This is a genomic window from Stenotrophomonas sp. YJH_SMC_105-26 (assembly GCF_059368915.1).
Genome location: NZ_JCAFSD010000003.1, coordinates 359,245 through 375,953 on the forward strand (window position 1 = coordinate 359,245; position 16,709 = coordinate 375,953).

Annotated in this window: 17 protein-coding genes and 4 tRNA genes; 12 read left to right on the top strand and 9 right to left on the bottom strand. The window is 66.8% G+C overall.

Going from position 1 to position 16,709, the window contains the following annotated elements; translation table 11 throughout:
• Position 1 precedes the first annotated feature (1 nt).
• The 6 genes from pgi to pcnB all read right to left on the bottom strand — a co-directional run bounded on the left by pgi (position 2) and on the right by pcnB (position 5,609).
• Positions 2 to 1,516, bottom strand: coding sequence for a glucose-6-phosphate isomerase (gene pgi, locus AC5P7F_RS11470; protein ID WP_164077948.1), 1,515 nt, complete (start codon positions 1,514 to 1,516; stop codon positions 2 to 4).
• Positions 1,513 to 1,893, bottom strand: a complete 381-nt coding sequence (gene panD, locus AC5P7F_RS11475) for an aspartate 1-decarboxylase (protein ID WP_014646751.1) — start codon at positions 1,891 to 1,893, stop codon at positions 1,513 to 1,515. The genes pgi and panD overlap by 4 nt, the downstream gene beginning before the upstream one ends.
• 161 nt (positions 1,894 to 2,054) lie before the next feature.
• Positions 2,055 to 2,894 (bottom strand): pantoate--beta-alanine ligase, encoded by an 840-nt coding sequence (gene panC, locus AC5P7F_RS11480; RefSeq protein WP_014646750.1) that lies wholly within the window; start codon positions 2,892 to 2,894, stop codon positions 2,055 to 2,057.
• On the bottom strand, positions 2,891 to 3,706 hold the full coding sequence (panB, locus tag AC5P7F_RS11485; RefSeq protein ID WP_014646749.1) for a 3-methyl-2-oxobutanoate hydroxymethyltransferase: 816 nt from the start codon (positions 3,704 to 3,706) through the stop codon (positions 2,891 to 2,893). Before panB ends, panC begins: the two co-directional genes overlap by 4 nt.
• 34 nt (positions 3,707 to 3,740) lie before the next feature.
• Positions 3,741 to 4,226, bottom strand: a complete 486-nt coding sequence (gene folK / locus AC5P7F_RS11490) for a 2-amino-4-hydroxy-6-hydroxymethyldihydropteridine diphosphokinase (protein ID WP_100449799.1) — start codon at positions 4,224 to 4,226, stop codon at positions 3,741 to 3,743.
• Between the two features lie 3 nt (positions 4,227 to 4,229).
• On the bottom strand, positions 4,230 to 5,609 hold the full coding sequence (gene pcnB / locus AC5P7F_RS11495; RefSeq protein ID WP_100449798.1) for a polynucleotide adenylyltransferase PcnB: 1,380 nt from the start codon (positions 5,607 to 5,609) through the stop codon (positions 4,230 to 4,232).
• 52 nt (positions 5,610 to 5,661) lie between these two features.
• Between pcnB and AC5P7F_RS11500 the strand changes: the two genes are divergently transcribed.
• Positions 5,662 to 5,736 (top strand) — tRNA-Glu (locus tag AC5P7F_RS11500).
• Between the two features lie 526 nt (positions 5,737 to 6,262).
• On the opposite strand, the gene AC5P7F_RS11505 is transcribed toward AC5P7F_RS11500, so the two are convergent.
• Positions 6,263 to 7,687 carry a sugar porter family MFS transporter gene (locus AC5P7F_RS11505; RefSeq protein ID WP_075077236.1) on the bottom strand — a complete coding sequence of 475 codons (1,425 nt, stop codon included), beginning with the start codon at positions 7,685 to 7,687 and terminating at the stop codon, positions 6,263 to 6,265.
• Between the two features lie 180 nt (positions 7,688 to 7,867).
• Here AC5P7F_RS11505 and fdxA point away from each other — a divergent pair, with 180 nt between their 5' ends.
• Positions 7,868 to 8,191, top strand: a complete 324-nt coding sequence (gene fdxA, locus AC5P7F_RS11510; RefSeq protein WP_005409054.1) for a ferredoxin FdxA — start codon at positions 7,868 to 7,870, stop codon at positions 8,189 to 8,191.
• Between the two features lie 187 nt (positions 8,192 to 8,378).
• On the opposite strand, the gene AC5P7F_RS11515 is transcribed toward fdxA, so the two are convergent.
• Positions 8,379 to 8,894 (bottom strand): hypothetical protein, encoded by a 516-nt coding sequence (locus tag AC5P7F_RS11515; protein ID WP_032960832.1) that lies wholly within the window; start codon positions 8,892 to 8,894, stop codon positions 8,379 to 8,381.
• Positions 8,895 to 8,926: 32 nt separating this feature from the next.
• A complete protein-coding gene (dapA, locus tag AC5P7F_RS11520; RefSeq protein ID WP_014646744.1) occupies positions 8,927 to 9,820 on the bottom strand; it encodes a 4-hydroxy-tetrahydrodipicolinate synthase in 894 nt (297 codons plus the stop codon).
• Positions 9,821 to 9,983: 163 nt separating this feature from the next.
• Here dapA and AC5P7F_RS11525 point away from each other — a divergent pair, with 163 nt between their 5' ends.
• The 10 genes from AC5P7F_RS11525 (at position 9,984) to AC5P7F_RS11570 (ending at position 15,936) form a co-directional block, all read left to right on the top strand.
• Positions 9,984 to 10,544 (top strand): glycine cleavage system transcriptional repressor, encoded by a 561-nt coding sequence (locus tag AC5P7F_RS11525; protein ID WP_005409051.1) that lies wholly within the window; start codon positions 9,984 to 9,986, stop codon positions 10,542 to 10,544.
• A 91-nt stretch (positions 10,545 to 10,635) separates the two neighbouring features.
• Positions 10,636 to 11,115 carry a peroxiredoxin gene (locus AC5P7F_RS11530; protein WP_014646743.1) on the top strand — a complete coding sequence of 160 codons (480 nt, stop codon included), beginning with the start codon at positions 10,636 to 10,638 and terminating at the stop codon, positions 11,113 to 11,115.
• An 84-nt stretch (positions 11,116 to 11,199) separates the two neighbouring features.
• Positions 11,200 to 12,600: a PhoH family protein gene (locus tag AC5P7F_RS11535; protein WP_014646742.1), complete on the top strand. Its 1,401-nt coding sequence runs from the start codon at positions 11,200 to 11,202 to the stop codon at positions 12,598 to 12,600.
• Entirely contained in the window at positions 12,597 to 13,103 is a 507-nt protein-coding gene (locus AC5P7F_RS11540) for a hypothetical protein (RefSeq protein WP_014646741.1), read from the top strand. Before AC5P7F_RS11535 ends, AC5P7F_RS11540 begins: the two co-directional genes overlap by 4 nt.
• A 12-nt stretch (positions 13,104 to 13,115) precedes the next feature.
• A complete protein-coding gene (locus AC5P7F_RS11545) occupies positions 13,116 to 13,784 on the top strand; it encodes a YoaK family protein (protein WP_032957720.1) in 669 nt (222 codons plus the stop codon).
• Positions 13,785 to 13,892: 108 nt separating this feature from the next.
• Positions 13,893 to 14,702, top strand: a complete 810-nt coding sequence (gene thiD / locus AC5P7F_RS11550) for a bifunctional hydroxymethylpyrimidine kinase/phosphomethylpyrimidine kinase (RefSeq protein ID WP_046429932.1) — start codon at positions 13,893 to 13,895, stop codon at positions 14,700 to 14,702.
• Positions 14,699 to 15,625 (top strand): alpha/beta hydrolase family protein, encoded by a 927-nt coding sequence (locus tag AC5P7F_RS11555; protein WP_495204155.1) that lies wholly within the window; start codon positions 14,699 to 14,701, stop codon positions 15,623 to 15,625. Before thiD ends, AC5P7F_RS11555 begins: the two co-directional genes overlap by 4 nt.
• A tRNA-Arg gene (locus AC5P7F_RS11560) sits at positions 15,616 to 15,692 on the top strand. The genes AC5P7F_RS11555 and AC5P7F_RS11560 overlap by 10 nt, the downstream gene beginning before the upstream one ends.
• Before the next feature lie 58 nt (positions 15,693 to 15,750).
• A tRNA-Arg gene (locus AC5P7F_RS11565) sits at positions 15,751 to 15,827 on the top strand.
• A gap of 32 nt (positions 15,828 to 15,859) precedes the next feature.
• Positions 15,860 to 15,936 (top strand) — tRNA-Arg (locus AC5P7F_RS11570).
• Positions 15,937 to 16,709: the final 773 nt, after the last annotated feature.

The window sequence follows — 16,709 nt, forward strand, 5'->3', positions numbered from 1 at the left end:
ATCAGCGCTTCAGCTGCGCCAGGATCTCGCGGGTCATCGGATCGGCAACCGCCACATCCTCGCCCTGCAGCGCCGGCAGCAGGCCACTGGCCAGTTGCTTGCCGAGCTCGACACCGAACTGGTCGAACGCGTTGATGTTCCAGATCACCGACTGCACGTACACGGCGTGTTCGTACATGGCGATCAGCGCACCCAGTGCCTGCGGGGTCAGCGCGTCGAGCAGGATCAGCGTGCTCGGCCGCCCGCCCGGGTAATCACGGTGCGGATCGTCGCTGCTCTGGCCATTGGCCAGCGCCTCGGTCTGTGCCAACAGGTTGGCCAGCAGGGCCTGGTGATTGATCGTGTAGGGATCATCGTTGTGCACACAGCCGATGAAGTCGGCCGGAACGACGCTGGTGCCCTGGTGCAGCGCCTGGAAGAAGCTGTGCTGCACATCGGTGCCTGCCCCACCCCACCACACCGGCACGGTGTCGGTGGTGACCGGCGCACCATCACGCTGCACGCGCTTGCCCAGGCTTTCCATCACCAGCTGCTGCAGGTAGGCCGGCAGCAGCGCCAGACGCTGGTCGTAGGTCATCACCGCATGCGTGGCATGGCCCAGCAGGTTGCGGTTCCAGATGTCGGTCAGGCCATGCAGCACCGGCAGGTTGCGCTCCAGCGGTGCATCCAGCGCATGCGCATCCATCTGTGCGGCGCCTTCCAGCAGCTGCTCAAAGCGCTCGAAGCCGATCGCCAACGCGATCGGGAAACCGACCGCCGACCACAGCGAATAGCGGCCACCCACCCAGTCCCACATCGGCAGTACGCGATCGGCGGCGATCGCGAAGGCCTTGGCGGCGCGATCCGAATTGGCGCTGACTGCATACAGGCGCTCGCTGCCGCCCAGCCAGTCGTGCAGGATCTGGCCGTTGAGCAGCGTTTCCTGCGTACCGAAGGTCTTGGAGATGAGGATGCCGGCGGTCTTGGCCGGATCCAGCGTGGCCAGCGTGCGCTGCATGGCGGCGCCGTCCACGTTCGAGACGAAATGCACGCGCAGGCGCGCACCGCTGACCGGACGCAGCGCGTCGGCGACCAGGCGCGGGCCAAGGTCGGAACCACCGATGCCGACGCTGACCACATCGGTCACGCCACTGTCTTCCAGCGCGCGCACCAGCACGCCCATGCGCTGGCGGATCCCGCGCGCGGTGGCATAGGCCTCGGCCGCCACCGGCGCATCGACCACATCGCCGCGCAGCGCGGTATGCAGCGCGGCGCGCCCTTCGGTCAGGTTGACCTGTTCGCCGCGGAACAGGCGCGTGATGGCACCGCCGACATCACGCTCGGCAGCCAGCGCCAACAGCGCCTGCAACGCCGCGGCATCGTATTTCTGCCGGGCGAAATTGACGTACAACGGACCGACCCGCAGCGCCAGCTCCTGTACACGGCCGGGTTCGGCGGCGAGCAGGCTGGGAATGCTTGCGCCCTTCAGGCGCTGGGCGTGGGAATGCAGCGAGTCGAATCCGTTGTTCGTTGTCATGCGGCCTGGGTCGGGATCGTGTCGTTGGTGTGGGTGATCTGGTTGTTGCCATCAACGTACACCAGCTTCGGCCTGAAGCTGTCAGCTTCCTGCTCGGTCATGCTGGCGAACGCGGCGATGATGATGATGTCACCGACCTGCACGTGGCGCGCAGCGCCACCGTTGAGCGAGACAACGCCGCTGCCGGCTTCGGCGCGGATGGCATAGGTCGAGAAACGCGCACCATTGGTCACGTCCCAGATGTGCACCTGCTCGAACTCGCGGATGCCGGTGGCAGCCAGCAGGTTGTCATCGATGGCGATCGAGCCTTCGTAGTTCAGCTCGGAATGGGTGACGGTGGCGCGATGGATCTTGGTCTTGAGCAGGGACAGGTGCATGGGGGCGCTGCAACGGCAAAGGAAAGAGCGGATTCTAGCACCCGCGCAGCGCGGGGCATCACGGCCGGCAACCTGTTCAGGTAGGCGGTGAAACCGGGGTCAGAACCCTTTTCCCCTGGAAAAGGGATCTGACCCCATGCATCGCGCGGCGCCGCCGGAACTCAGAACTCCAGGTTGTCGATCAACCGGGTGGTTCCCAGGCGCGCGGCAATCAGCGCCACGCGGCCACCGCCGTCGAAGGTCGGCTCGGCCAGCTCCGGGGTGCGCAGCACCGCGTAGTCGACCTGGAACCCGGCTGCCTGCAATGCGGCCGTGGCGTCGGCTTCGATGCGATCACGTGCCTGCCCCGCCACGTAGCCCTCGCGCATGCCCAGCAGGGTGCGGTGGATGGTGGTCGCGACCGGGCGCTGTTCGTCGCTCAGGTACTGGTTGCGCGAACTCTTGGCCAGGCCATCCTCGTCGCGCACGATCTCAGCACCGACGATCTGGATCGGGAACGACAGCTCGGCCACCATCTGCCTGATCACGGCAAGCTGCTGGTAGTCCTTGCGGCCGAACACGGCCACGTCCGGCTGCACCTGCAGGAACAGGCGCGCCACCACCGTGCAGACGCCATCGAAGTGCCCCGGGCGGCTGGCGCCTTCCAGCACTTCACTGACACCCGGCGCGTGCATGCGCGTGGTCCTGTCCACGCCCAGCGGATACATCGTCTCCACGCTGGGCAGCCACACGGCATCGCAGCCGACCTGCTCCAGCCCGGCCACGTCGGCCTCGGGCGTGCGCGGGTAGCGACTGAAATCCTCGTTGGGGCCGAACTGGGTCGGATTGACGAAGATGCTCGCCACCACCTTGTCGGCGTACTGGCGGGCCAGGGTCACCAGCGAATGGTGCCCCCCATGCAGGTTGCCCATGGTCGGCACCAGCGCCACGCGCAGGCCCTCACGCTTCCACTGGGCGATCTGCTCGCGCAACGCGCCGAGCTCGTTGAAGGTCTGGATCATTGGGCGTAGGCGTGCTGTTCGTCGGGGAAGCTGCCGTCGCGCACCGCGTCGGCAAAGGCGCGGGTGGCACCGGCCACCGAGCCACCTTCGGCAAGGAAATCCTTGACGAACTTGGGACGGCGATGGCCACTGTCCAGGCCGAGGAAATCGTGCAGCACCAGCACCTGGCCATCGCACTGCGGGCCAGCACCAATGCCGATGGTCGGCACATCCACCGCAGCGGTCACTTCGGCAGCGACCGGGGTCGGCACGCATTCGAGCACCATGATGCTGGCGCCTGCGGCGGCCACGGCCCTGGCGTCCTCCACCAGCTGGCGCGCAGCATCGCCGCGGCCCTGGATCTTGAAGCCGCCCAGTCGCAGCACCGACTGCGGGGTCAGGCCGAGGTGCGCGCAGACCGGAATCTCGCGCTCGACCAGGTAGCGGATGATGTCGACCTTGAAGCCGGCACCTTCGATCTTGACCATCTCGGCACCGGCCTGCAGCAGCTGCAGCGAGGCATCCAGCGCGCGTTCCGGGGTGGCATCGGCGCCGAACGGCAGGTCGGCCACCAGCAGCGCACGCTGCAGCACGCGGGCCACGGCCCGGGTGTGGTAGACCATGTCGGCCACGGTCACCGGCAGGGTCGAATCATGACCCTGCACGACCATGCCCAGCGAATCGCCGATCAGGATCAGATCGACGCCGTTGGCATCGAAGGTGCGGGCGAAGCCGGCGTCGTAGGCGGTCAACATGACCAGCTTCTGGCCATTGCGCTTGGCCTCGGCCAGGGCGGGAACGGTCCAGGGCTTGCTGTCTGCGTGGGTGCTCATGTGCTGATAACCGGGGGAGATAACCCGGGCATTATCACCCTATCGGCGCGATCCCGCAGGCATCGACCTGCATCACTGCATCCTGCACGCGTCCATGGCCAGGAATTGTAAGTTCCGGCGCGATTTCGGCCAGCGGCACCAGCACGAAGGCACGCTCGTGCAGGTACGGATGCGGCACCTTCAGCCCAGGCTGGTCGAGCGCCTGCGCGCCATACAGCAGCAGGTCCAGGTCCAGCGCGCGCGGGCCCCAGTGCACTGCCGGATCACGCGTGCGACCGAAGCGCTGCTCCAGCGCCAGCATGGCCTGCAGCAGCTCATCGGCCGGCAAGGTGGTTTCGACCGAGGCCACCGCATTGACGAACGGCGGCTGGTCTTCATTGCCCCAGGCCGGCGTTGCGTAAAGCCGCGAGGCCTGGCGCAGCCGGGTCCCGGGCAGGCCGTCCAGCGCGGCAATCGCCGCGCCGACGGTGGCGGCCGCGTCGCCGAGGTTGGCGCCGAGGCCGATCCAGGCAAGGGTCATCGCCTACTCGCCCGCTGCACCGGCCGGGGCACCCGGACGACGGCGGCGACGGCGGCGCTTGCGCGGCGCTCCGCTCTCGTCATCGCCATCTTCGCTGTGCATCGCATCCAGCGACGACTCCAGCTCACGACCGGACTGCGCCTGCGCTTCGCGCCAGAACTCGACATCGGCGGCGTGCTCGGACGACGCCACCTGGCGCAGGCTGAGGAAATCGAACGCGGCACGGAAGCGCGGATGGGTCAGGGTGCGGAACACGCGCTTGCGCTGGCGCGAGCTGAAGCGCGACTGCAGCAGCCAGATTTCCTGCATCGGCAGCGAGAAGCGGCGCGGCAGCGCGATGGTGCTCAACTGCTGCACGGTGACGCGGTCGGCGGCGCGGCGCTGCGCCTCTTCCGGTGCCACGCCCTGCTTGAGCAGGGTCGCCTGTGCACGGCAGAACGCCGGCCACAGCAGCAGCGCGAACAGGAACGCCGGCGAGACCGGTTCGTCGTTGGCCACCCGCGCATCGGTATTGGCCAGGCCCTCGACCAGCATGCGGCGCAGCGCGCCGGTGCGGTTGGCTTTCAGCGCCTTGGCGCTTTCCGGGAACAGCACGTCGAGCAGGCCGTAACGCTCAAGGCCTTCGAAGCTGGCCACGCCGTGTCCGGACAGGAACAGCTTGAGCACTTCCTCGAACAGGCGCGCTGGCGCGGCTTCGTTGAGCAGGCCGGCCAGGTGCGGGATCGGCGCGGCAGTACCCTCTTCGATCTGGAAGCCGAGCTTGGCCGCCAGGCGCACCGCTCGCAGCATGCGTACCGGGTCTTCCTGGTAGCGCTGCACCGGGTCGCCGATCAGCTTCATCAGGCGCGCCTGCACGTCCTCGAAACCACCGGTGTAGTCGCGCACCGAGAAGTCCTCGATGGCGTAGTACAGGGCGTTGCAGGTGAAGTCGCGGCGGATGGCGTCGTCTTCGATGGTGCCGTACACGTTGTCGCGCACGAGCATGCCGTTTTCCATCTCGCGGTCGCCGCTGCCGTCATCGCTGTTGGCACGGAAGGTGGCGACTTCGATGATTTCGCGACCGAACACTACGTGGGCGAGGCGGAACCGGCGGCCGATCAGGCGGCAGTTGCGGAACAGCTGCTTGACCTGCTCGGGCGTGGCGTCGGTGGCCACGTCGAAATCCTTGGGTTGGCCATTGACCAGCAGATCGCGCACCGCGCCGCCGACAAGGTAGGCGCCGAAGCCGGCATCGCGCAGGCGGTAAAGCACGCGCAGGGCGTTCGGGCTGATGTCCTTGCGGGAGATCGTGTGCTGGTCGCGCGGGATGACGCGCAGGCTGAACGGTGATGTAGCAGAGGAAATGATGTTGGCGCTTCCGGTTGAAGTTTCGGGATTGCCCAATGGCATCGAGGTGCATATACTAGCGCTCCTGCCTCGGCAGCGACACAGTTACGCTCCCTTCGTCTAGTGGTTAGGACGTGGCCCTCTCAAGGCTAAAACAGGGGTTCGAGTCCCCTAGGGAGCGCCAGTCGCCGCAGCAGGAACCGAAAAAGCCCGCCTTGTGCGGGCTTTTCTGTTTTCCGGGATTGCAGTGATTGCGGTCGGGTTGGTCGCTTTGGCGCCTCCCTGCAATCGGCTCGAGCCGGTGGGGTCACCCAGGGCAGGACACGCCGTGAACCCATCCATGGGGGCTCGATGGCGCCATCCTTGGCGCCAACGGTCCTGCCCTGGGTGACCCCACCGACTCTGGACGGTTTCCCGCCAGCTGCGGCAACAACCGACCAGCGCTTCGCCGCATCCGCACGCACCATGAAACTGTCAGGAGGGGGCAGGCCGCCCTCTCCAGGACCGTTGGCGCGATGGGTTGGGCGCATGCGCCCGACGGGTTGGGCAGGAGCCCAAGCCTGGTCTTGCCGAGTGCGCAGGACAGCGCACGCGAGCAAGGCGCCATCGAGCACCATGGATGGGCTCTTGCGTGTCCTGGAGAGGGCGGCCTGCCCCCTCACACTCTGGACAAGCAGGCGCCAACGGAACGCAACCGAAGCCAGTCGCCGTCAGCCTTCCATCTGCTCCAGCTCCTTGCCCTTGGTCTCGCGCACGTAGCGGACCACGAAGACGATCGAGAGGATCGCCGCGACCGCGTAGATGCCATAGGCGCCGGCCAGGCCGATGCCGGCCAGCAGCATCGGGAAGGTCACGGTGATCGCGAAGTTCGAGGTCCATTGCGCCGCACCCGCCACCGCCAGCGCCGGGCCGCGGATCTGGTTGGGGAACATCTCGCCCAGCATCACCCACATCACCGGGCCCCAGGACATGTTGAAGAACACCACGTAGACGTTGGCGGCGACCAGCGCCAGCCGTCCCATGCCATCGGACAGCTGCAGGCGCCCGCCGGCCAGGCTGCCGCTGGCAAACGCCACCACCATCAGCACCAGCGCCACCGACATGCCGACCGAGCCGACCCACAGCAGCGGCTTGCGCCCGATGCGGTCGATCAGCAGCACGGTGAGCAGGCAGGCGCCGATGCTCAGCGCGCCGGACAGCACATTGATCAGCAGTGCGTCGCTTTCAGAGAAACCCACCGCCTGCCACAGCACCGCGCCGTAGTAGAACACCACGTTGATGCCGACCAGCTGCTGGAACATGGCCAGGCCGATGCCCACCCAGAGGATCGGGCGCAGCCTGCCGGTAGCCCTGCTGCGCAGGTCGCCGAAGCGCGGCTTGTGCTGGTCCTGTGCCAGGCTGGCTTCGATCTCGGCCTGCTTGGCCCGGGCAGCGGCCTCGCCGTACAGTCGCGACAACACCGCCCTCGCCTGCCCCTGGCGGCCCTTCAGCACCAGGAAGCGCGGGCTTTCCGGAATCACCAGCAGCAACAGCAGGAACAGCGCGGAGGGCAGCGCCTGCATCCAGAACATCCAGCGCCACGCCTCATGGCCCAGCCACAGCGGCTCGGTCGAGGCGCCGGCGGCGCGGGCCAGCAGGTAATTGCTGAGGAAGGCCGCGAACAAACCGCAGATGATGGCCATCTGCTGCACCGTGGCCAGCCGGCCGCGATAGCGCGCCGAGGCGACTTCGGCGATGTAGGCCGGTGACATCACGCTGGCCGCCCCCACCGCAAAGCCGCCCAGCACGCGGGCCGCGATGAACAGCCAGGACGCGTGAGCCGCCCCGGCGCCCAGCGCCGAGACCAGGAACATCAGCGCGGACACGATCAGGACACCACGGCGCCCCAGGCGGTCGCCCAACCAACCGGCCAGGAATGCACCGATCGCGCAGCCCAGCAGCATCGAGGCAACTTCGAAACCCAGCGCCGCCTCGCTGGAGTTGAAGGCCTGGCGCAGGCCATCGACCGTGCCGTTGATGACACCACTGTCGAAGCCGAACAGGAAGCCACCAAGCGTGGCCACGCAACTGATCAGGACGATGAACGCCGTGTTTTCACCACCGTGGGAGGCGGTGCGGGACGGGGCCTGGGACATGGACGATCCTGCTGGGAAGGGAGCCCGGCCACCAGGACCGGTTGTCGCGCAGCCTCGCACACGCCCTGCCGTGCCGCCAATGGCCGCGCCTGCCAGACGCCCGTTTTCCGTCCCATCCCGACACCGGGGGCCAACCTGTTCTAGAATTGGCGGGTTCAGGAATCGATCCACCCCCAGCCCATGCCCTTTGTCGTCACCGAAAACTGCATCAAGTGCAAACACACCGATTGCGTGGAAGTGTGCCCCGTGGATTGCTTCCACGAAGGCCCGAACTTCCTGGTGATCGACCCGGATGAGTGCATCGACTGCACCCTCTGCGAGCCGGAGTGCCCGGTCAACGCGATTTTCCCCGAGGACGACGTCCCCGCCGGCCAGGAAGGCTTCGTTGCCCTCAATGCCGAGCTGGCGAAGGAATGGCCGGTGCTGACCGTGCGCAAGGACCCGCCCGCCGACGCCGGCGAATGGGACGGCAAGCCGGACAAGCTGAAGCTGCTGGAGCGCTGAGAAGCGCCCGCGGCGGCAACGGAAAAGGGCGCCCATGGCGCCCTTTTCTGTTCTCGGTAGGTGCCAACCTTGGTTGGCACAAAAGCGCCGACCAAGGTCGGCCTCTACCAAGGCACGTCTTCCGGTAGGTGCCAACCTTGGTTGGCACGGAAGCGCCGACCAAGGTCGGCCTCTACCAGGGCGGCCCTTACTGAGCCAGCTTCGCCTTCAGCGCGGCGATCAGCTTCACCGGCGCTTCGGCGGTGGCCGGCAGGCCACGCGGGTCGACCGCGGAGATGTAGGCACCTGCATCAACCGCCACCACGCGGACCAGGAAGTTGCTGCCTTCGTAGGCCACGTCGTACGAGCCCAGCAGCTGCGCGCGGCTGGCGATGGTCACGCCTTCCACGCCTTCCAGCGCGGTACCGACCTTGGCGAAGGCTTCATCCTTGCCACCGGCAATGGTGAAACCGGTGTTGCCCACCGCCGGGGCTGCGGCGACCGGCGCCGCCGGCTTGGTGGCCGAGGCCAGTGTCGGCACCTTGTTGTCGGTGGTGGCGTTGGGCAGGTTCAGGTCCGGCGGTACTTCCAGCGGGCGCATTTCCGGGGCCAGGGCGTAGTCGCCCTTGACGCCACGCTTGAAGCAGCCGGTGGTGCCGGCCGCAACCGCTACAGCAAGCAGGGCGTAGGACAGCACGCGGACAGTGGAAACGGATTGACGCATGTGAATCTCCTGGGTCAGACCAAGACGGAAGGTCAGTGGCTGGAAAGGGCTTCGAGGGCGGCGATGTCGCCGGCAAGGTGGTCGGCCGCGGGATGATGTGCTGCCGACAGCGGCAGCAGCGGCAGGCGCAGGTCATGGCCGATGCCGATGCGGCGCAGCAGCGCCTTGACCGGGATCGGGTTGGGTTCGACGCCACAGAAATCATGGAATGGATGCAGGCGCGCGTCCCACGACTCGGTGGCTTCGTGGTCGTGCGCGGCAGCCAGCTCGCACATCCGGCGATACGCGCCCGGAAGCACGTTGGAACCGACCGAGATCAGGCCATCGATGCCGGCCCGGATCGAACGCGCGGCGGTGCCGTCGTCGCCACTGAGCACGGCGAACTTCGGGCTGCGCAGCGCCAGCAGCGCCTGCACCCGGCCGGTGTCACCCACCGCTTCCTTGATGCCGACGATATTGGGGTGGCTGGCCAGCTCGGCCACGGTCTCCGGCTGCATGTCGCAGCCGGTACGGCCGGGCACGTTGTACAGCACGACCGGCAGCCCGCCCTGGTCGGCCACCGCGCGATAGTGCGCGATCAGGCCAGCCTGGGTCGGCCGCACGTACGGCGGGGTGACCACCAGTGCGTGGCTGGCGCCAAGGGCGGCGGCACGGCGGGTCTGTTCGATGGTCTTGGCGGTGCCCGACAGGCCGGTGCCGGCCATGACCGGGATGCGGCCGCCGATGCGTTCGACGGCGCTGGCCAGCAGCTGGTCGTACTCGGCATCGGTCAGGGTCGCCGCTTCGCCGGTCGAGCCAGCCACGACAACGCCATGGACGCCACCCTCCAGTTGCAGGTGCAGCAGGCGCTGCCAACCATCGGGATCGAGGGCGCCGTCGGCCCGGAACGGGGTCGCCAGCGCGGTGATGAGGCCGGAAAGGGACAAGGACGTGCTGCTCTTGGCTGGGAAGGGAAACGCCCGCCACGAAAGGCTGGGGGCGGCCTGAATGTTACTTGCGGCGCGAAAGCACGGGCAAGTATGCTGGACACCGGTGGATCCCCGCCTCTGGCGGGCATTCAGACTCACGCATGCATTACCCGGAATCGCCTTGACCGACACCACCCCGCGCCCCGCGCCGAGCGAAAACCACCTCCTGATCAACGCCTATACGACGCATCCGGAGTCCCCCCTGCTGTCCGTCACCCGCCGCATCGCCGACAGCGGCTGCAACCTGGTGGACGCACGCCTGGCCACGGTCGGCCGCGATGTCTCGGTCACCGCCCTGGCCACCGGCTCCTGGGACTCGGTGGCCAAGCTCGAGGCGATGCTGACCCGGCTGGAGCGCGAGGAGGGCCTGAAGCTGGTCTGGTACCGCACCGCCGCCAAGCAGGCGCAGTCCAACCTGCTGCCGTACATCGTCGAAGTGATCGCCGCCGACAAGCCGGGCATCCTGTTCCAGCTGGCCGACTTCTTCGACCGCCAGGGCATCACCATCGAGAACCTGCAGAGCACGCGCTACCGCGCCATGCAGACCGGTGCGGAAATGTTCAGTGCACAGGTCACCATCGGCGTGCCGGCCAACATGCACATTGCCGCGCTGCGCGACGATTTCCTTGAGTTCTGCGACCACCTGAACCTGGACGCGATCATGGACCCGATGAAGTTCTGAATGAATTCCTGATTTTTCGCGCGCCTCTCACGGGCGCGTGGCGTTTCATGCAATTGTCTTGGAAAGAACCCAGGCTCGACAGAAGGACCTCATGAACAACGGCGATACCCTGGACAGCACCACCCTCTCCCTGCCGCTGGCGCTGTCCGGTGGCGACCAGGCCACCCTCGGCGACTATGCCGGCCAGTGGCTGGTGCTGTACTTCTACCCCAAGGACAGCACTCCCGGCTGCACCACCGAAGGCATCGACTTCAACGCGCTGCTGCCGAAGTTCAAGAAGGCCGGCGCGGTCGTGCTGGGCGTCTCGCGCGATTCGGTGAAGTCGCACGACAATTTCTGTGCCAGGCAGGGCTTCGGCTTCCCCCTGGTCAGCGATGGCGACGAAGCGCTGTGCAGCGCCTTCGACGTGATCAAGATGAAGAACATGTACGGCAAGCAGGTACGTGGCATCGAACGCAGCACCTTCCTGATTTCCCCCGACAGCCGCATCGTGCAGTCCTGGCGCAAGGTCAAGGTCGCCGGCCATGCCGATGCCGTTCTCGCCGAACTGAAGGCCTCCCAGTCCAAGTGAGTCCCACTGCCTACTGTGTCTGCCATCACCCTGCCAGGCAGCAGGCCGTGGTGGTTTTTCCCTGTCCGTAACCAGGAATCGACGATGACCCGAGGCAAGCGCATCTACGTGCTGGATACCAACGTGCTGATGCACGATCCGACCGCGCTGTTCAAATTCGAGGAGCACGACGTTTACCTGCCCATGCAGGTGATCGAGGAGCTGGACAACGGCAAGAAGGGCACCTCCGAAGCGAGCCGCAACGCCCGCCAGGTGAGCCGCTTCCTCAACGAGCTGGTGCAGGCCTCCGGCCTGGACAACCTGGCCGACGGCATTCCGCTGCAGCGCCCGAATGGGCTGCAGCTGCGCGGCAAGCAGAGCGCCGGCAAGCTGCGCTTCCAGACCAGCCATTTCGACGCTGGCAAGAGCTTCGGCAAGGTGATCCCGGACAACGCCATCCTCGGCGCGATCCTGGCCCTGAAGGAAGAAACCCCCGACCTGCCGGTGGTGTTCGTCTCCAAGGACATCAACCTGCGGATCAAGGCCGCCATCGCCGGCATCGTGTCCGAGGACTACGAGAACGACCGCGCGCTGGACGATTTCAGCCTGCTCTACACCGGCGCTACCGAGCTGCCGGAAGACTTCTGGAAGCGCCACGGCGACGACCTGCGCAGCTGGAGCGACAAGGGCCGTACCCATTACGAAATCCAGGCGCAGGACGGCGAGGAGTGGTACCCGAACCAGTACGTCTACCTGCCCGGCGAAGATGAAGTCGAGCTGCGCGTCAGCCGCGTGGTCGGTGACGGCAAGGTGGTGCTGTCGCTGGTCGATGATTTCCGCCACGGCAGCCACGCCGTGTGGGGCATCAGCGCACGCAACCGCGAGCAGAACTTCGCCCTCAACGCACTGATGGATCCGGAGATCGACTTCGTCACGCTGCTGGGTACCGCCGGCACCGGCAAGACCCTGCTGGCGCTGGCCGCCGGCCTGGCGCAGACGATGGACCAGCAGCGCTACCGCGAGATCATCATGACCCGCGCCACGGTCAGCGTCGGCGAGGACATCGGTTTCCTGCCCGGCACCGAAGAAGAGAAGATGACGCCGTGGATGGGCGCGCTGACCGACAACCTGGAAGTGCTCACGCACAACCAGGAAGGCGGCACGTGGGGGCGCCAGGCGACCAACGACCTGCTGGCCAGCCGCATCAAGATCCGCTCGATGAACTTCATGCGCGGCCGCACGTTCCTGTCGCGCTACCTGATCCTGGACGAGGCGCAGAACCTCACCCCGAAGCAGATGAAGACGCTGATCACCCGCGCCGGCCCCGGCACCAAGATCGTCTGCCTGGGCAACGTCGAGCAGATCGACACCCCGTACCTGACCGAGACCACCTCGGGCCTGACCTACGCGGTGGATCGCTTCAAGAACTGGCCGCATAGTGCACACATCACCCTGCGCCGTGGCGAGCGTTCGCGCCTGGCCGATTACGCTTCGGAGGTGTTGTGAACCGCCGCACCCGCCTGCTGCTGCCCACGGCTGCAATCACCCTCGCAGCCGTGCTGGGCGCCTGCACCACTACGCGCGGCCCGGCCAGTGTGCCCACCGCCGAGCGCACCGGCCAGTCCTGGGTGGTCACCCGCCCGATCATCGCCGCGCAGGTGCTCGACACCTGCTCGCGGCCCAGCCCCGGCCGCGAGGCCGGGCGGGTCAGCGGCTACTGGGCACCCAGCCGGCAGCAGATCGACCAGCTGGAAGCGAATCTGTCTTCGCTGGAGGCCCAGGTGCCGAAGGTGCTCGACTTTGACCGGCAGTACGTCGGCATCGAAAGCGCAGGCCGACGCCTGATCTACATCAATGCCTTCCACCTGCCCGACGACAGCGGCATCAATCCGGCCCGCGAAGCGATCCGCGTCTGCGATGGCGGCGCGCAGTTCTGGGGCGCGGTGTTCGACCCGGCCAGCAACACCTTCAGCGAGCTGCAGTTCAACGGCGGCTTCGGCGGGCCCTGAGGGGCCCCGCCGATGGGAATACGCCTGCCCACCTGGGTCTGGATCGGCGCGGTCGCGCTCTCGTGCGTGGCCGGCATGGTCAACGTGGTCGGCTTCCTCGGTTTCGAGCACCAGGCGGTCAGCCACATGACCGGCAGTACCAGCCAGCTCGGCATGGCACTGGCCCAGGGTGACTGGCGCGCGGTCGGACACCTGTGGGGACTGCTGATCGCGTTCTCGCTGGGCGCAATGCTCAGCGGCCTGCTGATCCAGGACAGCACCCTGCAGCTGGGCCGACGCTACGGCGTGGCGCTGGCGCTGGAGTCAGCACTGTTGCTGGTAGCCATTCCGCTGTTCGAACGGCACCAGATATGGGGTGCACTGGCCGCTGCCATGGCCTGCGGCCTGCAGAATGCGATGGCCACCACCTTCAGCGGCGCGGTGGTGCGCACCACCCACCTCAGCGGCATGTTCACCGACCTCGGCATCGGCTTGGGCCACCTGCTGCGCGGGTTGCCACTGCAGGTACGGCGACTGACCCTCAGCGGCCTGATCATCAGCGGCTTCCTCGCCGGCGGCATCCTCGGCGCCTGGCTGTTCGTGCGCTGGCAGTACGACGCCCTGCTTGCCCCCGCCCTGCTGACCGGCCTGACCGGACTGGGTTATGTGCTGTACCAGCAGTGGGCGCGTTGGCGGCATTGAGGGCGGCGCTCCGGGGGGTCAGATCCCTTTTCCTGCGGAAAAGGGATCTGACCCCATCTATCAGCGGCGACGCTACCTCCTTTACGGTGACCACGGCACAATCGCTGGATGAGCCCGACCACTCCCGTTTCCGCCCTCACCATCGCCGGCTCCGACTCCGGTGGTGGCGCCGGCATCCAGGCCGACCTGAAGGCCTTCGCCGCACACCGCGTGCATGGCCTTTCCGCGATTGCTGCACTGACCGCGCAGAACACCCGCGGCGTCATCGCCGTGCATGTGCCGCCGATCGATTTCCTGCGCGCGCAACTGGACGCCTGCTTCGACGACTTCGACATCCACGCGGTGAAGCTCGGCATGCTGGCCAACGCCGAGGTGATCAATGCCGTCGCCGATGCATTGGAGCGCCATCGCCCGCCACACGTGGTGCTGGACCCGGTGATGGTCGCCACCAGCGGCGCGCGCCTGCTGGAAGACAGCGCCCTGCAGGCGATGCGCGAGCGGCTGATCCCGCTGGCCACGCTGATCACCCCGAACACGCCGGAAGCAGAGCTGCTGGTCGGACGGAAGATCGGCAACGGCGATGACGCGGAGCGCGCCGCTTCCGCCCTGCTCGACCTGGGCGCCGGTGCGGTGCTGCTCAAAGGTGGCCATCTGCAGGAAGGCAACCGCGTGATCGACCGCTACTTCGACGGCGTCAGCAGCGAAGAATTCATCCATGCCCGCCTGCCGCTGGACGCACATGGCACCGGCTGCACGCTGGCCTCGGCCATCGCCGCGCAACTGTGCAACGGCTTGAGCCTGGCCAATGCCTGCGAAGCCGGTATCGACTACGTTGCACGCGGCCTGCAGCAGGGCTATGCCCCCGGCCGCAGCGAGGTGCTGGTGCTCGATCACTTCGGCGCGGCACCACACGCATGAGCCTCACACCGGACGTCCTCGCCGTGCAGTGCGCTGATGGCCATCGCTATGAAGTGATTGCCTGCGTGCCTGCACAGCCCATCGCGCGCCTGCTGTGGCTGCCTGCACTGGGCGTGGCCGCGCGCCACTACCTGCCGCTGGCGCAGGCGCTGGCGGCGAAGGGCGTGGCGGTGTACCTGCACGAGTGGCGCGGCAATGGCAGCAGCTCACTGCGGCCGTCGCGCACGCAGGACTGGGGCTATCGCGAGGTACTCGAACAGGATCTGCCCACCAGGCAGGCGGTCCTTGTCGCGGCGGATGACGAGGCCGGCGCGCTGCCCTGGATCATCGGTGGCCACAGCCTCGGCGGTCAGCTGGCCTGCGTGCATGCCGGCCGCAATCCGCAGCACTTCAACCGCTTGTGGTTGGCGGCCAGTGGCTCACCGTTCTGGCGCGGCTTCCCGCCACCGCGCGGCTGGCTGCTGCCACTGGTCTACCGCTTCCTGCCGTGGATCGCACAGCGCCAGGGCGTGCTGCATGGCCGGCGCCTCGGCTTCGGCGGCACCGAAGCGCGCGGACTGATCGCCGACTGGGCGCGCGTCGGCCTGAACAACCACTATGCCGCGGCCGGCATGGACGAAGACCTCGACGCACAGATGGCGCGCGTGCATGGCAGCGCGCAGGCGGTGTTGATGGAACACGACTGGTTGGCACCGACCGGATCGATGCAGACATTGCTGGCCAAGCTGCCGAATGTGGACGCGCAGCTGCGCGTGCTGTCGGCGCAGGAACTGGGCACGCGTGCGGATCATTTCGCCTGGTTGAAGGCCCCTGACGCTGTGGCAGACCGCTTTTTCATTCAGTTGGATGAAAATTTTCACAAAACTGTTGACGGTACGCGCCGACATCCGCATAATTCCGCTCCTGTCGCAGGGCGCCCGTAGCTCAGTTGGATAGAGTACCTGGCTACGAACCAGGCGGTCGGGAGTTCGAATCTCTCCGGGCGCACCACTCGACAGGTTTTCAGCATCCGCCGCTGGAAATGCAGTAAAATTTGATTGTGTACCGCGCGCCCGTAGCTCAGTTGGATAGAGTACCTGGCTACGAACCAGGCGGTCGGGAGTTCGAATCTCTCCGGGCGCACCATACACAGTCAGCACAACAAGTTTATGTAATTGGCGCCCGTAGCTCAGTTGGATAGAGTACCTGGCTACGAACCAGGCGGTCGGGAGTTCGAATCTCTCCGGGCGCACCATTACACCGAAACAGCAGGCCTCGGCCTGCTGTTTTTTTTATGCGTGTTTTTCGGCAGGGCTGCGCCCTGCACCCCTGGTAGTGCCGGCCGCTGGCCGGCAACCTCAACGGCAACAGCAGAAGCTGGCATTCCGTGGGTTGGCGGGGCGGTGTCGGATTGCGGGGACGCCGCAAGTACGTCCATGTAGCAACTGTGTTGATGGAGGGGCTTGGCCCCTCCATCAACACAGTTGCTACATGGCGATCGTCGAGATCCAGGCTTACACGGCGGCCCACGCCGGCTCTCGACACCTACGCTGCCAGATTCCGATCAGATAAGGCTTGGCAGCCGCTTGCTCGTGTGCGCTTTCCTGCGCACACGGCAAGACCGGGGTTGGGCGTCCTGCCCAACCCGCCCGAGGCATGCCTCGGGCCCATGCGGCTGACACCCCGCACTCCGACACCGCCCCACCTTCGACAGGTTCACGCGGCTGTTGGTAGGTGTCGACCTTGGTCGACACATCTGTCAGATATCGAGTGAATTCATCCACGCATGACGTGGATCTACCGTGTCGACCAAGGTCGACACCTACCAGAGCAGTACGCCGTTCCGACAGATCGCGGAAAACTGTCGAAGGCGGGGTGGGTCCGGTTGCGGGAGTGTCCGCGGCATGGATGCCGCGGCCAAGCCCCCATGGGTGAGGGCGCTTTGCTTGCGAAGCACTGCTTCGCAAGCGCCCGAACGCACAGCCGCCAGCGGCTGGGCCGGCCTGGGGGTTTACGGCGTCTCCCGCA

What these genes read in the sequence shown, in the direction of transcription:
- pgi (WP_164077948.1), bottom strand. Translation starts at nt 1,516, where the DNA reads ATGACAACGAACAACGGATTCGACTCGCTGCATTCCCACGCCCAGCGC.
- panD (WP_014646751.1), bottom strand. Translation starts at nt 1,893, where the DNA reads ATGCACCTGTCCCTGCTCAAGACCAAGATCCATCGCGCCACCGTCACC.
- panC (WP_014646750.1), bottom strand. Translation starts at nt 2,894, where the DNA reads ATGATCCAGACCTTCAACGAGCTCGGCGCGTTGCGCGAGCAGATCGCC.
- panB (WP_014646749.1), bottom strand. Translation starts at nt 3,706, where the DNA reads ATGAGCACCCACGCAGACAGCAAGCCCTGGACCGTTCCCGCCCTGGCC.
- folK (WP_100449799.1), bottom strand. Translation starts at nt 4,226, where the DNA reads ATGACCCTTGCCTGGATCGGCCTCGGCGCCAACCTCGGCGACGCGGCC.
- AC5P7F_RS11505 (WP_075077236.1), bottom strand. Translation starts at nt 7,687, where the DNA reads ATGTCCCAGGCCCCGTCCCGCACCGCCTCCCACGGTGGTGAAAACACG.
- fdxA (WP_005409054.1), top strand. Translation starts at nt 7,868, where the DNA reads ATGCCCTTTGTCGTCACCGAAAACTGCATCAAGTGCAAACACACCGAT.
- AC5P7F_RS11515 (WP_032960832.1), bottom strand. Translation starts at nt 8,894, where the DNA reads ATGCGTCAATCCGTTTCCACTGTCCGCGTGCTGTCCTACGCCCTGCTT.
- AC5P7F_RS11530 (WP_014646743.1), top strand. Translation starts at nt 10,636, where the DNA reads ATGAACAACGGCGATACCCTGGACAGCACCACCCTCTCCCTGCCGCTG.
- AC5P7F_RS11535 (WP_014646742.1), top strand. Translation starts at nt 11,200, where the DNA reads ATGACCCGAGGCAAGCGCATCTACGTGCTGGATACCAACGTGCTGATG.
- AC5P7F_RS11545 (WP_032957720.1), top strand. Translation starts at nt 13,116, where the DNA reads ATGGGAATACGCCTGCCCACCTGGGTCTGGATCGGCGCGGTCGCGCTC.
- thiD (WP_046429932.1), top strand. Translation starts at nt 13,893, where the DNA reads ATGAGCCCGACCACTCCCGTTTCCGCCCTCACCATCGCCGGCTCCGAC.
- AC5P7F_RS11555 (WP_495204155.1), top strand. Translation starts at nt 14,699, where the DNA reads ATGAGCCTCACACCGGACGTCCTCGCCGTGCAGTGCGCTGATGGCCAT.